Source organism: Polaromonas sp. P3_C2 (genome assembly GCF_056402675.1).
This window is the reverse complement of the sequence record NZ_JBFUGX010000015.1, coordinates 1-18,315: the sequence shown is the minus strand read 5'-3', so window position 1 is coordinate 18,315 and position 18,315 is coordinate 1. Positions and strand designations below refer to the sequence as shown.

At 64.2% G+C, this 18,315-nt stretch carries 14 protein-coding genes, 1 pseudogene and 1 riboswitch; of the genes and pseudogenes, 4 read left to right on the top strand and 11 right to left on the bottom strand.

Annotated elements, in window-relative coordinates; translation table 11 throughout:
• From AC1DWI_RS01615 to AC1DWI_RS01595, 5 genes and pseudogenes are all read right to left on the bottom strand, one after another.
• Positions 1–224, bottom strand: a pseudogene (locus AC1DWI_RS01615) (outer membrane protein assembly factor BamC); the annotation flags it as partial.
• An 85-nt stretch (positions 225–309) separates the two neighbouring features.
• The gene (gene dapA / locus AC1DWI_RS01610) at positions 310–1,194 is read right to left on the bottom strand and encodes a 4-hydroxy-tetrahydrodipicolinate synthase (RefSeq protein WP_457278927.1); all 885 of its coding nucleotides are present in this window, start codon (positions 1,192–1,194) and stop codon (positions 310–312) included.
• A gap of 105 nt (positions 1,195–1,299) precedes the next feature.
• Positions 1,300–1,911: a class I SAM-dependent methyltransferase gene (locus AC1DWI_RS01605; protein ID WP_477671114.1), complete on the bottom strand. Its 612-nt coding sequence runs from the start codon at positions 1,909–1,911 to the stop codon at positions 1,300–1,302.
• The gene (locus AC1DWI_RS01600; RefSeq protein WP_477671113.1) at positions 1,911–2,723 is read right to left on the bottom strand and encodes an SDR family oxidoreductase; all 813 of its coding nucleotides are present in this window, start codon (positions 2,721–2,723) and stop codon (positions 1,911–1,913) included. Before AC1DWI_RS01600 ends, AC1DWI_RS01605 begins: the two co-directional genes overlap by 1 nt.
• A gap of 191 nt (positions 2,724–2,914) precedes the next feature.
• Complete coding sequence (locus AC1DWI_RS01595; RefSeq protein ID WP_477671112.1) at positions 2,915–4,135, bottom strand: MFS transporter; 1,221 nt, start codon at positions 4,133–4,135, stop codon at positions 2,915–2,917.
• A gap of 192 nt (positions 4,136–4,327) precedes the next feature.
• On the opposite strand from AC1DWI_RS01595, the gene AC1DWI_RS01590 reads away from it, so the two are divergent.
• The 3 genes from AC1DWI_RS01590 to parC all read left to right on the top strand — a co-directional run bounded on the left by AC1DWI_RS01590 (position 4,328) and on the right by parC (position 9,656).
• The gene (locus AC1DWI_RS01590; RefSeq protein WP_477671111.1) at positions 4,328–6,298 is read left to right on the top strand and encodes a DNA topoisomerase IV subunit B; all 1,971 of its coding nucleotides are present in this window, start codon (positions 4,328–4,330) and stop codon (positions 6,296–6,298) included.
• On the top strand, positions 6,298–7,173 hold the full coding sequence (locus AC1DWI_RS01585; protein WP_477671110.1) for a lytic transglycosylase domain-containing protein: 876 nt from the start codon (positions 6,298–6,300) through the stop codon (positions 7,171–7,173). Before AC1DWI_RS01590 ends, AC1DWI_RS01585 begins: the two co-directional genes overlap by 1 nt.
• Positions 7,174–7,301: 128 nt before the next feature.
• Positions 7,302–9,656 (top strand): DNA topoisomerase IV subunit A, encoded by a 2,355-nt coding sequence (gene parC / locus AC1DWI_RS01580; RefSeq protein WP_477671109.1) that lies wholly within the window; start codon positions 7,302–7,304, stop codon positions 9,654–9,656.
• 89 nt (positions 9,657–9,745) lie between these two features.
• On the opposite strand, the gene AC1DWI_RS01575 is transcribed toward parC, so the two are convergent.
• The 4 genes from AC1DWI_RS01575 to AC1DWI_RS01560 form a co-directional block, all read right to left on the bottom strand.
• Positions 9,746–10,258 carry a 6,7-dimethyl-8-ribityllumazine synthase gene (locus AC1DWI_RS01575; protein WP_477671108.1) on the bottom strand — a complete coding sequence of 171 codons (513 nt, stop codon included), beginning with the start codon at positions 10,256–10,258 and terminating at the stop codon, positions 9,746–9,748.
• Positions 10,259–10,385: 127 nt separating this feature from the next.
• Positions 10,386–10,547, bottom strand: a riboswitch (FMN riboswitch).
• 103 nt (positions 10,548–10,650) lie between these two features.
• Positions 10,651–11,103 carry a RidA family protein gene (locus AC1DWI_RS01570; RefSeq protein ID WP_457278917.1) on the bottom strand — a complete coding sequence of 151 codons (453 nt, stop codon included), beginning with the start codon at positions 11,101–11,103 and terminating at the stop codon, positions 10,651–10,653.
• Between the two features lie 224 nt (positions 11,104–11,327).
• Positions 11,328–12,293 carry a tripartite tricarboxylate transporter substrate binding protein gene (locus AC1DWI_RS01565; RefSeq protein ID WP_477671107.1) on the bottom strand — a complete coding sequence of 322 codons (966 nt, stop codon included), beginning with the start codon at positions 12,291–12,293 and terminating at the stop codon, positions 11,328–11,330.
• 42 nt (positions 12,294–12,335) lie between these two features.
• Positions 12,336–13,532, bottom strand: coding sequence for a pyridoxal-phosphate dependent enzyme (locus AC1DWI_RS01560; RefSeq protein WP_477671106.1), 1,197 nt, complete (start codon positions 13,530–13,532; stop codon positions 12,336–12,338).
• Positions 13,533–13,613: 81 nt separating this feature from the next.
• Here AC1DWI_RS01560 and AC1DWI_RS01555 point away from each other — a divergent pair, with 81 nt between their 5' ends.
• On the top strand, positions 13,614–14,588 hold the full coding sequence (locus AC1DWI_RS01555; RefSeq protein ID WP_477671105.1) for a LysR substrate-binding domain-containing protein: 975 nt from the start codon (positions 13,614–13,616) through the stop codon (positions 14,586–14,588).
• Here the strand turns inward: AC1DWI_RS01555 and AC1DWI_RS01550 are convergent.
• Together AC1DWI_RS01550 and AC1DWI_RS01545 are read right to left on the bottom strand one after the other, a co-directional pair.
• Complete coding sequence (locus AC1DWI_RS01550; RefSeq protein ID WP_477671104.1) at positions 14,554–15,468, bottom strand: transglutaminase family protein; 915 nt, start codon at positions 15,466–15,468, stop codon at positions 14,554–14,556. The two genes, AC1DWI_RS01555 and AC1DWI_RS01550, sit on opposite strands and share 35 nt — an antisense overlap.
• An 18-nt stretch (positions 15,469–15,486) precedes the next feature.
• Entirely contained in the window at positions 15,487–18,276 is a 2,790-nt protein-coding gene (locus AC1DWI_RS01545; RefSeq protein ID WP_477671103.1) for a circularly permuted type 2 ATP-grasp protein, read from the bottom strand.
• Positions 18,277–18,315: the final 39 nt, after the last annotated feature.

Sequence of the window (18,315 nt, the reverse complement as noted above, 5' to 3'; positions counted from 1 at the left end):
GTCTGCACGGCCTGGGTTGGCTGGCCTACCTGGTAGCTGCTGGCGGACACCGCGGTGCCGGGCACCACATAACGGGTTTCGCGGCTCAGTTGTGTGAGGTCGGGAGGGATCGCCAGGGAAGGGGCTTTGGCGCCGCTGCTTTTGTAGTCGACGCGTTCGCCTTCCATCACATCCCTGATGGAGGAGCAGCCGGCGAGCAGACCGAGGGCAACCAGTGCAGACACGGTGGCGGCGCTCCGGGCTTTGGAAAATGCAGGATGTGTTGGCAATATCTTCACTTGGGTTCCCTTAAAAATCAGATCAGGCAAATCAGACCAGGCCGCAGATGCGCAGGGCGCTTTCCACGGCGGCTTCGTTCGATGTTTCCAGCGGCGTCATCGGCAGGCGCAATGTGCCGCCGCAAAGGCCCATCCGGGCCATGGCCCACTTGACGGGAATCGGGTTGGCTTCGACAAACAGGTTTCGATGCAGCGGCAGCAATTTAAGTTGCAGCTCCATGGCGCGGCGGGCATCGCCGGCCACGGCGGCCACGCACAGCTCGTGCATGAGGCGAGGCGCGACGTTGGCCGTCACGCTGACATTGCCCTGGCCGCCGCAAAGCATCAGCGCCACGGCGGTCGGGTCGTCGCCTGAATACACGGCAAAGCCCTTGGGCACTTCCTTGATCAGCCACTGGGCGCGCTCGATGTTGCCGGTGGCTTCCTTGATGCCGACAATGCCGGGCACCTGGGCCAGGCGCAGCACGGTGGCATGCGCCATATCGGCGACGGTGCGGCCGGGCACGTTGTAAAGCACGGTGGGGAGGTCGCCAACCGCTTCCGCAATCGCCTTGAAGTGCCGGTACTGGCCTTCCTGGGTGGGCTTGTTGTAATAGGGAACGACCTGCAGCTGGCAGTCCGCGCCGACGCCTTTGGCAAATTTGGCCAATTCGATGGCTTCGGCGGTTGAGTTGGCGCCGCAGCCGGCCATGATAGGCACGCGCTTTTTGGCTTGCTCCACCGACACCCGGATGATTTCGCAATGTTCTTCGACATTGACGGTTGGGGATTCGCCGGTGGTGCCGACCACGCCGATGCAGTCGGTCCCTTCGGCAATGTGCCAGTCAACCAGCTTGCGCAGGGTGGGGTAATCTACGCTGCCGTCTTCGTGCAAGGGCGTTGCCAGTGCAACGATGCTGCCAGTAATGGGTTTCATGCTCTGCTTGTAAACGTTCGCGGCCATGCAGGTATCTGGGGTGTTCCGGCCTGAACAGCTTCAAGCCGGCCCCGGAAAAGGCCAATCCTGCATTCTACCCAGAGCCTAGGTCAGTCTATAGCGGGGTGGAGCCCCCTCCGCGGTATGAAGGGGGGCGGATAAACCCGCAGTGGTGGCTGATTCGCGGACGGCGGCGATGCGCTGGACAAATCGTGGCGGACGCTCCTCAAAACCCTCCTCGAAGGCCACCACTCTCAAGCCCTGGCAGACCTGCAGCAATTCACCGGGACGCAGCAAAAAGTCGGGGCGCGAGGGTTTGCCCACCGTTTCATTGCCCTGCGTAAAAGTTTCGTAAATCAGCACGCCACCCGGCGCCAGACTGGCCAGCAGCGCGGGCAGGAGCGGGCGCCACAGGTAATTGGTGACGATGACGGCCTCAAACTGTCGTCCTTCAAAGGGCCAGGGACCCTCCTCAATGTCGGCCACCACGGCTTCAACGGTTTGGGCGGGGCGTGTGGGAAGAGCTGATGCTATGAATTCGATAGCTGCTTGCGCACGGTCTACAAGGGTCAGAGGATGTTCTTTCTCATAAAACCAGCGCGCGTGGCGGCCATGGCCGCAGGCCACGTCCAGCACCATGCCACCCTGGGGCACCAGGTGCGACCAGCGCTGCACCCAGGCGGAGGGTGGTTCCGTGCCATGCGCATTGTTTTCCATCAGTAGGGTCTTACGTCATCTTTGAGCGCGGCGAGCGCCATCGCCTCGACCCGGCCCGGCGCGATCAGCTTGAGCCAGCGGCCCAGCTTGCCCTTGGCCGTCATGACCACCTCGCGTTCCCGGCGCTCCATGCCCTCAAGGATGAGCCGCGCGCATTCCTCGACACTCATGGCGTCGTCTTCTTTCAGGCCGCTGGCACCTGCCGCCACGCCGGCCGCGTTGAAGCCACGGTGGCGGATGCGGGTGGCGACCACGCCCGGGTAGGCCGTCGTTACGCTGACACCGGCCGTTTTAAGCTCGGCCCGCAATGCCTCGAAGAAGCCCGTCATGGCGAATTTGGTGGCGCTGTAGGCGGTGCGGCCGGGCACGCCGATCAGGCCTGCCAGGCTGGAGACCGCCACGATGCTGCCGTGGCGCACTTTTAAATACGGCAGTGCGGCATGGGTGCACCAGACGCTGCCCCAGAGGTTGATGCGCATCAACTGTTCGTACCAGGCCAGGTCCTGGGCCTTGACGTCTTCAAAAAGGGCTTGCGCCGACATGCCTGCGTTGTTGATCAAGGCATCGATTTGCCCGAACCGGCCGATGGCGGCGGCCACCAGCTGGCGGCATTGGTCCTCTTGCGACACATCGGTCTTGACGGCCAGGGTCAGTGCCCCGTGGGCAACGCATTGGCCCGCAACCTCATTGAGCAGTGCTTCATTGCGCGCGGCCAGCACCAGCGCCATGCCGGCGCCGTGGGTTTTGGCCAATTGCCGCGCCATTTCAGCGCCTATGCCGTCCGAAGCTCCGGTAATTACTATTGTTTTCATAGCTGCTTGCGCCCGTCCTGATTGGGCCGCAGCCCAAAACACACATAAAACCCCCAGGCAGGGCCTTGCGCTAGAAGCAGGCCCAGACCTGGTTGGCGAGTGTGAACAGGAAATCCGGCCGTGTGTAGAGGGCAAACACCCCCAGCGACGCGATGATCGCAAGCGTCCACAGGCCGATTCTTTTGGCCACGTCAGGCCCCTTGGGGCACGGCCGCGCGTGCAATCGGTGATTCACGAACCGGCAGGTTCACCAGCGCGGCAAACACGCCCAATGCAATCGCGATGTACCAGACGATGTCGTAGCTGCCCGTGCGGTCATATAAATAGCCGCCCAGCCAGACGCCCAGGAAGGAGCCGATCTGGTGGCTGAAGAAGATAAAGCCACCCAGCATCGACAAGTGCTGGATGCCGAAGATCTGCGCCACGACGGCATTGGTCGGCGGGATGGTCGACAGCCATAGCAGGCCCATCAGGCTGGCAAAGATGTAGACGCTCAAGGGGCTGAGCGGTGCCGCCAGGAACACGGCGATCACGATGGCGCGCGAGAGATAAATCGTCGCCAGGATCTTGCGCTTGGCAATTTTCTGGCCCAGCGAGCCCGCAATGTATGTGCCGAACACATTAAAGAGGCCGATCAGCGCCAGCGCGTAACTTGCGACTTGGGGCGACAGGCCCTTGTCCTTGAGGTAGCTGGGCATGTGGACGCCGATGAACACCACCTGGAAGCCGCAGACAAAGTAGCCCGCCATCAGCAATTGAAAGCTCGGGTACTTGAAAGCCTCGCGCAGCGCCTGAAGGATAGTCTGCTCGCGTTTGGCAGGCTGCCCGCCGGTGAAACCGCCTTCGCGCAGGCCCAATGCCAGCGGCGCAATCAGCAGCACGGCGCCGCTCAGCACCAGTAAAGCCTCTTTCCAGCCCAGGCTGCTGATCAGGAAACCTTCGGTCGGCACCATCAGGAACTGGCCGAATGAGCCCGCCGCCGCGGCCACGCCCATGGCCCACGAGCGTTTATCGGCCGAAATATTGCGCCCGATCACGCCATAAATCACGGCATACGTGGTTCCGGCCTGCGCGGCACCAATCAGCACGCCGGCTGTCAGGGTGAACAGGAAACCGGTGGGCGACAGCGCCATGCCCACCAGGCCCAGCCCGTACAGCAGGGCACCGCCCACGATCACGCGGAAGGCGCCAAAGCGGTCAGCCGCCATGCCGGCAAAAATGCCGAACACCCCCCAGGACAGGTTTTGCACCGCCAGCGCAAAGGCAAAAGTCTCGCGCGTCCAGCCCTGCGCCTGCGTGATGGGCTGCAGCCAGAGGCCAAAACCGTGGCGAATGCCCATGGACAGCGTGACGATGGTGGCGCCGCAGATCAGCACCTGCAGCATGGAGAGTTTTTTGGTTTCGGTGGTCATGGGCGAGTCGCCGCGAGTGGCGAAAAAAAGGAAAGGCCTGAGGCGGCCGGAAGGCTCTTTGCCGACTGTAACGAAAATGGCGGAACACTGCCCGGGCCGCACTTCGTTCCCTGTCTCAAATCAGGTTGGCTGTATATTTATACAGTGACTTTGCCGGCCCCGACTACAATTGCGGCAATTCTTTCATCTGCCATGGCTGACAAACTACCCACCGAATATTCCGAAGGCTCGATCCGCGTGCTCAAGGGCCTGGAGCCCGTCAAGCAACGGCCGGGCATGTATACGCGCACCGACAACCCCCTGCACATCATCCAGGAAGTGCTGGACAACTCCGCCGACGAGGCCCTGGCCGGCTACGGCAAGAAGATCAAGGTCACGCTGCACACCGACGGCTCGGTGAGCGTCGACGACGACGGCCGAGGCGTTCCTTTCGGCCTGCACCCTGAAGAAAAGGTACCGGTCATCGAGATCGTCTATACCCGGCTGCACGCGGGCGGCAAATTTGACAAAGGCAAGGGAGGCGCCTACAGCTTCTCGGGTGGCTTGCACGGCGTCGGCGTGAGCGTGACCAATGCACTGTCCAAGCGGCTGGAAGTCACCTCTTACCGTGAAGGCATGGTCGCCCACCTGGTGTTCTCGGGCGGTGACGTCATTGAAAAGCTGCACCTGCGCAAAAACGGCGATGGAGACCGCAAGACGGGTACCACCGTCCGCGCCTGGCCCGATTCCAAATACTTTGAATCGGCCGCGCTGCCCATGGCCGAGCTCACGCACCTGCTGCGCAGCAAGGCGGTGCTGATGCCCGGCGTCACGGTAACGCTGACCAACGAGAAAACCAAAGATACCCAAACCTGGCTCTACAAGGGCGGCCTGCGCGATTACCTGATGCAGACGCTAACCGGCGACCCGGTGATCCCGATGTTTGAGGGCGAAGGTTTTGCCGACGCTTCGCACGAGAGTTTTGCCGAAGGCGAGGGCGCGCAGTGGTGCGTGGCCTTCACCGAAGAGGGGCAGCCGGTGCGCGAAAGCTACGTCAACCTGATTCCCACCAGCGCCGGCGGCACGCACGAAAGCGGCCTGCGCGACGGCCTCTTCAATGCCGTCAAGAGCTTTGTCGACCTGCATTCGCTGCTGCCCAAGGGGGTCAAGCTCTTGCCGGAAGACGTTTTTGCCCGCGCCAGCTATGTCCTGAGCGCCAAGGTGCTCGATCCACAGTTCCAGGGCCAGATCAAGGAACGCCTCAATTCACGCGACGCGGTACGGCTGGTGTCCAGCTTTGTGCGGCCCACGCTGGAGCTTTGGCTTAACCAGCACGTCGATTACGGCCGCAAACTGGCCGAACTGGCCATCAAGGCCGCCCAAACCCGGCAGAAAGCCGGCCAGAAGGTCGAAAAACGCAAGGGCTCCGGTGTGGCCGTGCTGCCCGGCAAGCTGACCGACTGCGAAAGCCGGGATTTGGCGCACAACGAAGTCTTCCTGGTCGAGGGTGATTCGGCCGGCGGCAGCGCCAAGATGGGCCGCGACAAGGAAAGCCAGGCCATCCTGCCGCTGCGCGGCAAGGTGCTCAATACCTGGGAGGTCGAGCGCGACCGCCTGTTTGCCAACACCGAAATCCACGACATCGCGGTCGCCATCGGGGTCGACCCGCACGGCCCGAACGATACGCCGGACCTCTCTGGCCTGCGCTACGGCAAGGTTTGCATCCTGAGCGACGCCGATGTGGACGGCTCGCATATCCAGGTGCTGCTTTTGACCCTCTTTTTCCGCCACTTCCCCAAATTGATCGAATCAGGTAATGTCTATGTGGCCCGGCCGCCGCTGTACCGGGTGGATGCGCCGGCGCGGGGCAAAAAGCCGGCTTCAAAGGTGTACGCCCTTGATGAAGGCGAACTGACCGCCATATTGGACAAGTTGCGCAAGGATGGCGTGAAGGAAGGCGCCTGGAGCATCAGCCGCTTCAAGGGCCTGGGCGAGATGAGCGCGGAACAATTGTGGGAAACCACACTCAATCCTGACACCCGCCGCCTGTTGCCCGTGCAACTGGGCAACCAGGATTTTCTGCAGACCGAGACGCTCATCACCAAGCTGATGGGCAAAGGCGAGGCCGCAGCGCGCCGCGAACTGATGGAGTTGCACGGTGACGCCGTGGAAATAGATATTTGATGAATTCTTTTTTGAAATTGCCGTCAACCTTGCCGCGCTTTGCACGCCTGTTGCGTGCGCCGGCATTGCCCTTGCTCGTTCTGGGGCTGGCGGCGCTGTTCGCGGGGCCCGCCCGGGCTGACATCTGGGGTTACGTCGATAAAGAAGGCATTGCGCATTTCTCGGCTGTACGGCTCGATGAGCGTTATGAGCTTTTTTTCCGCGGCGCAGAAAGCTTTAGTGCAGGCAACAGCGTTGCCAAAAGCGGCAAGGCGGTTGGCAATGGCGCCAATCAGGCCACCGGCGTGGCCAATGCGCCGCCCAAGCTGCTGGCCTACTTTGATGTGTCGCCCAACTACAAGGCCGTCAAGCACTTGCTGCGCGAGGCTTCTGCCAAGCACGGCATCGACTACGAGCTGCTGCAGGCACTGATCGCCACCGAATCCGGATTCAACGCCCAGGCCGTTTCGCCCAAGGGTGCGGTCGGGCTGATGCAGCTGATCCCGCCGACAGCGGAGCGCTATGGCGTGCGGGCCACCAAGGATTCCACCATCCACAAAAGGCTCACCGATCCCAAGACCAACATCCGGGCCGGCTCCAGCTACCTCAGTGACCTGATTGCCATGTTTCCCGGCCAGCTCGAATTGGCCATCGCTGCGTACAACGCCGGCGAAGGCGCCGTTCAGCGTGCCGGCAACAAGATTCCGAACTATCCTGAAACCAAAAACTACGTCAAGACCGTGATGCAGCTCTATAACCACCTCAAGCCACCCAGCATGGCGTCCGGCGGCCGCGTTCGCATGGAAATGATGGGCGGGGCCACCGGCCGCGGCAACATGGTGTCACCCACGGTGGTGTCCACCGCCACGCCAGAGGCCTTGCCCGAGCCGTACTGAGGTCACAATGCGCCTTGTGTCCTGCCCGGCAGCCTGATAGACAGCTTTTCTTTTTGTAACCCTGTGGCGGCCGCACCCGCGTGTGCCGGCATGCCTCACGCCACCTTACCCGCCAAGCCAAACTCAAGATGGATCTCTTTACACCGGACGCAGTAGCCCCGATCCCCGAACCCGCAGACCAGGATTCCCTGGCCGCGTACGCGCAGCGGGCTTACCTTGAATATGCCCTCAGTGTCGTCAAGGGCCGCGCCTTGCCCGACGTTTGCGATGGCCAGAAGCCGGTGCAGCGCCGCATCCTCTTCAGCATGTCGCGCATGGGCCTGGGTTTTGGCGGGGCGAATGGCGCGAGCGGTGCCAAGCCTGTCAAGAGCGCGCGCGTTGTCGGCGACGTGCTCGGTAAATACCACCCGCACGGCGACCAGGCGGCGTATGACGCCATGGTGCGCATGGCGCAGGACTTCAGCCAGCGCTATCCGCTGGTCGATGGCCAAGGCAATTTCGGCAGCCGCGACGGCGACGGCGCAGCGGCCATGCGATACACCGAGGCTCGGCTGGCCCGCATCACGACGCTGCTGCTCGATGAGCTTGATGAAGGCACGGTCGACTTCGTACCCAACTACGACGGCTCTTTCGAAGAACCGCGCCAGTTGCCGGCACGGCTGCCGTTCACGCTGCTCAATGGCGCCAGCGGCATTGCCGTGGGCCTGGCCACCGAAATCCCCAGCCACAACCTGCGCGAAGTCGCCGACGCCTGTGTGGCGCTCATCAAGACGCCCAAGCTTGCCGACGAAGAGCTGTATGCGCTGATCGCCGGGCCCGACTACCCGGGTGGCGGGCAAATTATTTCCAGCGGCGCGGAAATCGCGGCGGCCTACAGCACGGGCCGCGGCTCGCTCAAGGTGCGCGCCCGCTGGAAGATCGAAGAACTCGCGCGCGGCCAGTGGCAGCTGGTGGTGCAGGAGCTGCCGCCCGGCGTCAGCACGCAGCGTGTGCTCGAGGAAATCGAAGAGCTCACCAACCCGAAAATCAAGGCCGGCAAAAAAGCCCTGAGCCAGGACCAGGTGCAACTCAAGCAGACCATTCTGGCCGTGCTCGACGTGGTGCGCGACGAATCCAGCAAGGACGCCGCCGTGCGCCTGGTGTTCGAGCCCAAGACCAGCAAGATCAGCCAGTCCGAACTCATCAACACGCTGCTGGCCAACACCAGCCTGGAAAGCTCCTCGCCCATCAACCTGACCATGGTCGGGCTGGACGGCAAGCCGACGCAGAAAAACCTGCGCCAGATGCTGGCGGAATGGATAGAGTTCCGCCAGACCACGGTGCAAAAGCGCTCGCAGCACCGGCTCGACAAAGTGCTGGCCCGCATCCACATCCTCGAAGGCCGCCAGCTGGTGTTGCTCAACATCGACGAGGTGATTGCCATCATCCGCCAGTCGGAAGAGCCCAAGCTGGCGCTGATCGCGCGCTTCCAACTCAGCGAAATCCAGGCCGAGGACATTCTTGAAATCCGCCTGCGCCAACTGGCACGGCTTGAAGCCATCAAGATCGAGCAGGACCTGAAAAACCTGCGCGAAGAGCAAGGCCGGCTTGAGGAAATCCTGGGCAGCCCGGCTGCGCTCAAACGTCTGCTGGTCAAGGAAATTGAGGCTGACGCCAAGCAATTCGCCGATGCGCGCCGCACGCTGATCCAGGCCGAGAAAAAAGCCGTGCTCGAAGTCAAGGTGCTCGACGAGCCGGTGACCGTGGTCATCAGCGACAAGGGCTGGGTGCGCGCACGCAACGGTCACGGACATGACCCGGCAGGCTTCGCCTTCAAGGCGGGCGACGGGCTGTACGGCACCTTCGAGTGCCGCACCATCGACACGCTGCTGGCCTTTGGTTCGCGCGGCCGCATTTATTCGGTGCCGGTGTCATTGCTGCCCGGTGCGCGCGGCGACGGCCAGCCGCTCACCACCCTGATTGATCTGGAGTCGGGCACGCAGCTGGTGCATTATTTTGCGGGCCCGTCCAATGCCGCATTGCTGCTGAGCGCCAGCGGCGGCTACGGCTTCCTCGCCACGGTCGAGAACATGACGTCGCGCCTCAAAGCCGGCAAGGCCTTCATCAGCTGCGCTGAAGGTGAAACCATTTGCAGGCCTTCGCATGCCGCTTTCACCAGCGCAGCGGCGCCCTTGGTGCCGGCCACGCATGTGGCTTGCGCCTCGACCGGCGGCCGCATCCTGACGTTTGAAATCGCGGAACTCAAGATGCAGGCCGCCGGCGGGCGCGGCCTGATGCTGATCGACCTCGAAGCCAAAGACACTTTGGCTGGTGCAGCCGCTTACACGCGCAGTGTGAAGATCGAAGGCATTGGCCGCGGCGGCAAGGCGCGCGAGGAGACGCTGGAAATTCGCAGCCTGAACAATGCCCGTGCGGCGCGCGCGCGCAAGGGCAAGGCGGCCGATCTGGGCTTCAAACCCACCGGCATCAACCGCGTTGAGTAAAACTGACCGAAAGCCAAAACTGGCGGGCGCAAGAAGCTATTGATTTAATAGCAAGATGCTGCGCTCGCCGGTCTGCCAGCTTTCAGCAATCAAGCTGCCAGCAACAGATCAAGCTTCTTCAGGCCGGCCACCGTCTCCAGGCAGGCTTGCGCCACTTCCTTGCCCTTGGTCAGGAAATGTTCCGTGAAGAACTTGCGGTGTTCCTCATGCTCATGAAAATGCTGCGGCGTCAGCACCGCTGAAAACACCGGCACGCCGGTTTCCAGCTGGATGCCCATCAATGCGCTGATCACCGCGTCAGCTACAAACTCATGGCGGTAGATGCCGCCATCGACCACCAGACCGCAGCAGACCACGCCTGCATAACGGCCCGACTGTGCGAGCTTTTTCGCGTGGAGCGGAATTTCGAACGCGCCGGGCACTTCAAACGTGTCGATGGATTCAGCGGCGACGCCTTGCCTGGCCATCTCAGCCAGGAAAGCGCCGCGGCCCTGGTCCACGATGTCTTCGTGCCAGGACGACTGGATAAAGGCGAAACGTGCCTTGGTGGGTGTGCCGCCCGAACGGGAAGCCGAAGGTGGGGAAATATCTGTCTGACTCATGGATGCCTTTTTGCCAGGTGTTACCAGAATCAGGGCGCACGAGCCTGCGGCCAGCACGTGGGAGAACGAACAGCCGCTGCGGAGAACCCGCACCCAGCCATAGGCGCCCACGGCACAGCCGTAAACATCGCGCTCTCTTTCATCCGGACTGTGACCGTCGGCTTCGGAGTTGAACCGAATCTGCTGACCCTGGTTGCCGTATGAAGCACGGCAACCAGGCGCTCGCGGGCTGATGCAGTTTCCTGCAAACACCGCCGGTGGGGAATTTCACCCCGCCCTGAGAACGCTGCCCGGCGAAATGGCCGAGCGTTACGAGTTTAAGCCGGGCCGCTGGATAGCGCTTGTCGCCGGCGCGTCGGCCCCACAGCCATTGCGGATGCTGTGTAGCCGGCTTATTCGACTTCAGCCACCAGGTCAATCTCCACACAGGCGCCCATGGGGACTTGCGCCACGCCGAACGCGCTACGCGCATGCTTGCCAGCGTCGCCGAAGACTTCTGCAAACAACTCGCTGGCGCCGTTGGTCACCAGGTGCTGCTCGGTGTAGTCGCCGGTGGAGTTGACCAGGCTCATGAGCTTGACGATGCGCTTGACCTTGCCCAGGCCGACGGCGGCTTCGAGCGTGCCCATCAGGTCGATGGCGACCGAGCGCGCGGCGGCCTTGCCTTCTTCTGTCGTCATGTTCTTGCCGAGCTGGCCGACGAGGGGCTTGCCGTCCTTCTTGGCGATATGGCCGCTCAGGAACACCAGGTTGCCGGTCTGCACGAAGGGCAGGTAAGCTGCCAGGGGCGTTGCCACGGTGGGCAGGGTGATGTTCAGTGCTTTCAGCTTGTCGTAGGCGCTCATGGTGGTCCTTTTGGTGAAGAAAAATGGTTCCAGCCCAATAGGAACGAGTGCAAGCAGCTATGTTTTTGATAGCGAAGGAGGCTGCGTGACCGGCTGGCAGTGCAGGGAATTGTAGGATGGTGCGCGGGTTCCGGAGGCCTTTGGGGTCATGAAAGGAAATGATGGAACGGCGCCAGGGCCTGCGCGGCTTGTTCCGTGCTCTTTCAACCTTCCACATGCCGGCGTCACTCGGGCTTGATGCCGGCCTTTCGCACCACAGCACCCCAGCGGTCTACTTCGTTGCGCATGAAGGCACGCAGTTCGTCGCGTGTCGAGCCTTTCAGGTCAATGCCCAGGGTGGTAAGGCGCTCGCGTGTGGAAGGGTGCGCCAGCGCCGCCACCGCTTCGCTGCGCAGCCGCTCGACGATCTCGATCGGCGTGGTGGCCGGCGCCACCAATGCCCACCACTGGTTGAACTGCATGCCCTCAATGCCGGCTTCGTGCGCGGTCGGTACGCCGGGCAGGGCGGCGAGGCGCGCATTGCCGGTCACCATCAAGGCAGAGATCCTGTTCGCGCCGAGCAGCGAACTGCCGCTGGCCAGCGTGGCGAAATGCGCGTCCACCTGGCCGGCCGCAACATCGGTGAGCGCGGGCGCAGAGCCGCGATAGGGAATGGCGTTGACCTTGATCCCGGTGGCGCTGGCGAACAGTTCGCTGGAGAGGTGGCTGATGGAGCCATTGCCGCTGTGGGCCAGCGCCAGCGGCACCTTGCTGCTCCGGTAGTTTTTGAGGAAGCCCTTGATGTCGCCATTCTTGTACTGCGCGCCGCCGGCAAACAGCAGCAGCGGCGAGGTGCCGACCATGGACACCGGCGTGAAGTCGCGCAGCAGGTCGTAGGGCATCTTGTTGAACACGGCCGGCGCAATCGCATGCGGCAGCTCGACGATGGCGAAGGTGTAGCCGTCGGGCGCGGCCTTGGCCGCGGCTTCGGTGCCGATGCGCCCGGAAGCGCCGGAGCGGTTGTCGACCACCACGCTTTGCCCCATGGTCTCGCCCATGCGCTGGGCAATCGCGCGGGCGATGGCGTCGGTGCTGCCGCCCGGCGCCCAAGGCACGATGAGGCGGATGGGTTTGTCGGGGTAGGCGGCATGGGCGGTTCCCGCCAGAGTGGCGCAGGCCAGAAGCAGGGTGGTGAGCAGTCGGGTCTTCACGGTGAAATTTCCTTTGCGGGCTGAAGAAAAGGGGGCGTGCGGTCAAGGGATGGGGTTAAAGGTGTCACGGTCGCCTTTGGCCGTGAGCAGCAGCAACGCGTGTTCTGATGCCTGCACTTGGCCAAGTGCGCGCAGGCGGGCCAGCGCATTGAGGCAGGCGCCGGCGCAAAGCTCCACCCACAGGCCTTGCGCTGCAAGCCTGGCGCTGCCCTGGATGGCGCCGGCGTCATCAATGACCACGGCGCCGCCGCCCGACTGCTGCACGGCCAGTTGCTGTTGCAGCGTGACGGTGCTGCCGCCTGTCGAAAACTGCGTCGTCTGGCCGTTGAATTCCGACTGCAGCGGCGCGCCCTCGAGCACACGGGAAAGGCGGGGGAACGGCTCAACGGCCCATAACCTGGGCATGTGCCCAATGAGTCCCGCCCGGTGCAAATCACGCAGTGCGCTGTAAATGCCCCAGAGCAGGTCGCCACGGGCGGTGGGGACCAACACGTGGTCCGGCACGCAGCCGCCAGCGACAAATTCGAGCGCCACGGCGCGGTAGCCTTCCACGCCAAAAGCAGGGCTGCCGACCGCCGGCACGCTGTAGTTGGTGAGGGCAAAGGCCCCGTCCTGCTCGACCCGCCGTCGTACATGGTTCCAGCGCTCAAAGCCGTGGTCGAACTCCATGCGCCGGGCGCCCAGGTGATGGAGGGCCCGCGCGAAGGGCGCCGGCATGTCGCGGTAGGTGGCGATTTCGCAGGGCAGCCCGGCCGCGGCGCAATAGGCTGCTGCCGAAACTGCTGCGTTGCCGCTGGAGGCCAGCACCACGGTCTGCGCGCCTGCGTCCAGCGCCCGGCTGACGGCCTGTGCCGACATGCGGTCTTTGTGCGAGCCAGTGGGGTTCATGCCCTCATGCTTGGCGCTGAGCTGGCACAGGCCAAGCTCGCGCGCCAGGCGCGGCAGGTCCAGGCAAGGCGTGTTGCCTTCACCCAGGGAAACGCCGCGGGTGTAGGGCAGCCAGTCGCCCCACTTATAACCTGTGCTGGCTGTTTTCAGTGTTTGGGGCAACCCGGTGTAAACGGCTTCCAGGCTGGCGGGCGTGCCCTGTGCCGCGCAGTGCGGACAGCCGGCGGGTAAATCTTGCAGCGGGTATTCACGGGCGCAGAGGATGCACCGCAGCCTCATCAGTCGGGGGTTGCGGCTGATGGCGTTCCATGCCGCAGGGTTTGGAAGGGATTCGGGGAAAACAGGATTCATGGGCAGATGGTACGAAGACGATGGCCTCTCATGCATCGCTTGTTTGCGATTTAAAATAAGTAAAACTTATAGGAAACCGCCATGGCCGAAGCCAGTGCACGTCAGATTGAAGTGTTCCGCATGGTCATGCGGCTGGGCACCGCCAACCGCGCGGCGGCGGCGCTGCACGTGAGCCAGCCGGCCGTCACGCAGCTGCTGCAGCAGCTCGAAGCGCGCGCCGGGCTCAAGCTGTTTGACCGGCCCAAAGGCAAGCTGACGCCCACGCCGGAGGCGCACGCGCTGATGGAAGAGGTCGAGCGGGTCTACGAAGGCCTCGAGGCCGTGCAGCGAAAAATCGTGGCCCTGCAGTCGCATGAGGACACCGTGCTGCGCATCGGTTCACTGCATGCCATGGCTGCCAGCGTGATGCCCTGGGCGCTTGCCGAGTTTCAGCGAAGCTACCCGCGCACGCGTTGCCTGCTGCTGGTCGACAGCTCGAAGGTGCTGCGTGAGGCCTTGTTCCAGGGGGCGGTGGACCTGGCTTTCCTGGGCGACGAGGCGGACACCAGCGGCCTGGTGTCCTCGCTTTTTTACCAGGTGCCCGCGGTGTGCGTCATGCCCGCGGCCCACCCGCTCGCTCGCAAGCAGGTCCTGCAGCCCAGGGATCTCGCAGAAGTGCCGCTGGTCGGCCTGTCTGCCTCGGATACGGCCCAGCGCCGGCTGGAAGCCGCGTTCGCACAGGCGGGTGTGCAGCCGCGCTTTGTGATTGAAACGCCTTACAGCGCAACGCAGTGTTCGCTGGTGCTGGCCGGGGCCGGGCTGGCAGTTACCAATCCGCTGGTGGCGCGTGAACATGTGGCGCTGGGCCTGCGCAGCGTTCCGCTGGCGGCTGATGTGTCGTTCCGGGCCTTGCTGGCTTTCAAACCGCGCCAGGCCCAGTCGGGCGCCGCGCAGGAATTTGTGAGCCTGTGCCGGCGCTGCCTGGCACGCAGCCTGCCTGAGGGCTCGTTGCTGGAAGAGCTGCCAGCGCCGCCGAAGCCGCTCAGTCCCCGGCGCTTGCCACCGGCTCCACCGTAACGGCCACGTCGAGGATGTGCTGCGCACCGCCGCGGATCACACCGCGCATGGGCGATACATCGAGGAAGTCGCGGCCGATGGCCAGTGTGACGTAATCTTCACCCGGCGCGCGGTTGTTGGTGGGGTCGAAGTCGAGCCAGGCGCCCAGGCCGGGGCAGTACACCGAAGCCCAGGCATGCGAGGCGTCGCTGCCCACCAGCCGTGGCTGGCCGGGCGGTGGCGTGGTGAGAAGGTAGCCGCTGACATAACGCGCCGGCAGGCCCATGGCGCGGCAGCAGGCCACCATGATGTGCGCGAAATCCTGGCACACGCCTTTGCCCAGCTTGAGCGCTTCGAGCGCCGGCGTGTTGACTTCGGTGCTTTCGCTCTCGTAGGTCATGGTGCTGTGAATGCGTTCCATCAGGTCGCGCGCTGCCTCGGGCAGTGGCCTGCCCGGCAGGAAGCTGGGGCGGGAAAATTCAATGAAGGCATCGTCGCGCGGCACATAGGGCGAGGCGAAGAGGAATTCGGAGGCGCTGTCGTAGGCCGCGCCGGCGCGGTAACGGAACTGTTCGCGCACCTGCTCCCAGGCGGGCGATGCAGGCTTGCCGGCGGACAGGGTCGCTTCTGATTGCAGCGGGTTGAGGGCCGACGTGGAGACGATGCTGTCAGCCACCACCGTCAGGCTCTCATGCGCCGCCTGCAGGGAAAAGTAGGTGCGCGTATTGCCGTAGACATCTTCGGTTTCGCGCAACTGGACCGGTTCGGGGTTCACCCGCAACGCATAGTCCAGCAGGGTCTGGCCGTTTCGGCTGGCGGGCTTGAGGTGCACCACATGGTGCGCGTTTTCCACCACCGGAGCATAGCGGTAACGGGTTTCGTGAACGACGTGAAGCAGCACGGAAAAACTCCTAGGGCCTCAGGCGCCCAGGCTCTGGCTGGCAGAAGCCGCGTGGCTGAAGTAGCGGCGGCTCAAGGTGTCTGACAGTTCCAGCGCGGCATCGCAGCACTGCTCGAGCAACTGCACCAGCCGCCCATCATGTTGCCCGCCGTTTTCATCTTCGCCATCGCCGGTGCTGGCCTGGGCGTCCTGGCACAAATCAGCCAGGGCCCAGCTGCCGGGGTCGGGCAGTTCCATCGCCAGGTCGGGCATGTCGCCCGGCGCGCTGCCCGCCAGCTTGGCGAGGCGCCCGCGCAGGGTCTGCACCACCCAGCCGAGGGAGCGCGGGTTGTCGCGGTCCAGCACCAGCAGATCGAGCAGGGCCGGGATGTCGCGGCGCTGCTGGTACTGCGCGTGGAAGGTGATGGTGCTGTCGAACAGCGCCACCATGGCGTTGAAGCCGCCTTCTTCAAAAATCGATCCGGTTTCAAAGCCGCGAATCAGCGCGCCGGCCAGGGTGTTGAGCCGTTCAATCAACCGGCCCACGCTCAGGAGGCGCCAGCCGTCGTCGCGGGTCATGCGGTCGGTTTGCGCACCCGTCATGGCCGAGAGGAAGCCGCTGGCCGACTCCAGCGCCCGCAGCGCCTCGACGGAAGAATATTCGAGCAGGTATTGGCTGGATTGGCTCTGGCTTTGCCCGCCCTGGCTTTGGGTCTGGCCCACCGCGCTGAACGATGAGCAGCGCTGGAAGAAGTCGGTCTCGGTGCGCACGATCATGTGCCATTGTTCCTGCGACAGGCGTTCGCGCACGGCAGATGCGGCGCTCTTGAGCGCCCGCAGGTTAAAGCCTACGCTGGCGGCCTGTTCGGTGTCGGCCAGGTTGGCGATCAGGGCGCGTTCGAAGACGCGGCGCGCATGCGTGGCCGGCGGCACGGTGTCCAGCACCAGCGCGTTGCCGACGGCCATGCTGGTCAGCCAGGCCAGCAAGGGCTGCGAGGTCTGGTCTTCGCCGCCCAGGCATTGCAGCGTGATTTGCGCCAGCCGCGTGGAGTTTTCGGCACGCTCGGTGTAGCGGCCCAGCCAGAAAAGGTTTTCGGCCGCGCGGCTGGTCACGGGCGGGCGGTGGCGCAGCGGCGCTGCGGCCCAGACAGGCGCCGGCTGCTCGGTGCGCGATGCGGTGGTGTGTTCGGCCATCGCCTTGGCTGCCGAGGGGTCGCCCAGCACCCACACGTCGGCACTGCTGCCGCCGTGCTGCATCGACGACATGTTTTCGTTCTTGCCCGCCAGCCGTGCCAGCCCGCCCGGCAGCACCTGCCAGGAGCCGTTGCCATCGGCCACCGCAAACACGCGCAGCATGGCCGAGCGCGGGGAAATCCGCTCACCCTGCCAGGTCGGCGTTTGCGGCAGAGGCAGGTAAGCCTGCACGGTGAAGTCTTCGCCCCGGCGAACAATGCGGCCAGCCCATTCGTCCAGTGCACGGCGCGACAGGGTATGGCCGATGACGGATTCCATGCCGGTGCCCGGATAGGTCGGTTTGATCACGCAGGTCTTGAGCTGGCTCAGCACGTCCTGCATCACTGCCTGCTCGCCGCACCACCAGGTGGCCAGCGAGGGCAGGGCCAGCGTTTCACCAAGCAGGTGCTCGGAGAGCGCGGGAAGAAAGCCGAGCAGCGCACTTGATTCGAGGAAGGCCGAGCCCGGCGTGTTGACCACCAACACATTGCCCGCGCGTATCACCTGCAGCAGGCCGGGCACACCCAGTGTGGAGTCCGAGCGCAGTTCCAGCGGATCGAGGAATTGGTCGTCCAGGCGCTTGAGCAGTCCGTGCACCCGCTCCAGGCCGCGCAGGGTTTTCAGGTAAAGCTTGTCATCGCGCACCAGCAGGTCGCTGCCCTCGACCAGTGTCAGGCCCAGGAAGCGCGCCAGGTAGGCGTGCTCGAAATAGGTTTCGTTGTAAGGCCCCGGCGTCAGCAGCACCACGCGGCTTTCCTCGTTGCTGTCCGTCGGGCTCATGGCCTTGAGGCCATCCACCAGCGCCTTGTACGACGCGGCCAGCCGCTCGACCTTCATTTCGCGGAAGGCTTCGGGAAACAGCAGTGAAATCGTCAGGCGGTTTTCCAGCAGGTAGCCCAGGCCCGAAGGAGCCTGCGTGCGCTGCGACACCACCGACCAGCGGCCGTCGGGGCCGTGCGCGATGTCGAAGGCGGCAATGTGCAGATAGGTGCCGCCGGCCGGCTGCACGCCCTGCATGCCGCGCAGGTAACCCGGGTGGGCATGCACCAGCGCGCTGGGCAGCAGGCCTTTGGAGAGCAGCTCCTGCGGGCCGTAGATGTCGGCCATCACGCGGTCCAGCAGGCGGGCGCGCTGCTGGATGCCGGCCTCGATCTGCGCCCAGTCGGCGGGCGAGACCATCATGGGGAACAGGTCCAGCGACCAGGGCCGCTGCGGGCCGTTGGCGTCGGCGTAGACGTTGTAGGTCACGCCGTTGTCGCGGATCTGGCGGCGCAGGTTGGCGGTGCGGTGGTTCAGGTCGTAAAAGCCGTCGCTGCCGAGGAAGTTGAAAAAGCGTGTCCAGTCGGGCGACAGGGTGTCGTCCGTCCCGGCCGCCGGGGCTTCGGGCCGGGCCGGGGCTGTTTCAGGGGGGCTGCCCGCGGCCCGCAGCGCGGGCTGTGCCGGCGCGGCCGCTTCAGCGGGCGCGGGGCCTTCGGACACACGGCCCCGCAACTCATCGAAATGCCCCGCCGCCGCATGAGGCGCCAGCGCGGCAGCCAGTGCGCAGGGGGATTCAAGCGACTGGGCGGCAAAAAGTGACTGGGTGTTATTTTCCACGTGGGTGCAAGTATGCCTGTGGCCCATCCCCTGCAAGGC

Bases quoted from the DNA above. Each gene is read 5' to 3' on its own strand.
- dapA (WP_457278927.1), bottom strand. From the start codon at position 1,194: ATGAAACCCATTACTGGCAGCATCGTTGCACTGGCAACGCCCTTGCAC.
- AC1DWI_RS01605 (WP_477671114.1), bottom strand. From the start codon at position 1,911: ATGGAAAACAATGCGCATGGCACGGAACCACCCTCCGCCTGGGTGCAG.
- AC1DWI_RS01600 (WP_477671113.1), bottom strand. From the start codon at position 2,723: ATGAAAACAATAGTAATTACCGGAGCTTCGGACGGCATAGGCGCTGAA.
- AC1DWI_RS01595 (WP_477671112.1), bottom strand. From the start codon at position 4,135: ATGACCACCGAAACCAAAAAACTCTCCATGCTGCAGGTGCTGATCTGC.
- AC1DWI_RS01590 (WP_477671111.1), top strand. From the start codon at position 4,328: ATGGCTGACAAACTACCCACCGAATATTCCGAAGGCTCGATCCGCGTG.
- AC1DWI_RS01585 (WP_477671110.1), top strand. From the start codon at position 6,298: ATGAATTCTTTTTTGAAATTGCCGTCAACCTTGCCGCGCTTTGCACGC.
- parC (WP_477671109.1), top strand. From the start codon at position 7,302: ATGGATCTCTTTACACCGGACGCAGTAGCCCCGATCCCCGAACCCGCA.
- AC1DWI_RS01575 (WP_477671108.1), bottom strand. From the start codon at position 10,258: ATGAGTCAGACAGATATTTCCCCACCTTCGGCTTCCCGTTCGGGCGGC.
- AC1DWI_RS01570 (WP_457278917.1), bottom strand. From the start codon at position 11,103: ATGAGCGCCTACGACAAGCTGAAAGCACTGAACATCACCCTGCCCACC.
- AC1DWI_RS01560 (WP_477671106.1), bottom strand. From the start codon at position 13,532: ATGAATCCTGTTTTCCCCGAATCCCTTCCAAACCCTGCGGCATGGAAC.
- AC1DWI_RS01555 (WP_477671105.1), top strand. From the start codon at position 13,614: ATGGCCGAAGCCAGTGCACGTCAGATTGAAGTGTTCCGCATGGTCATG.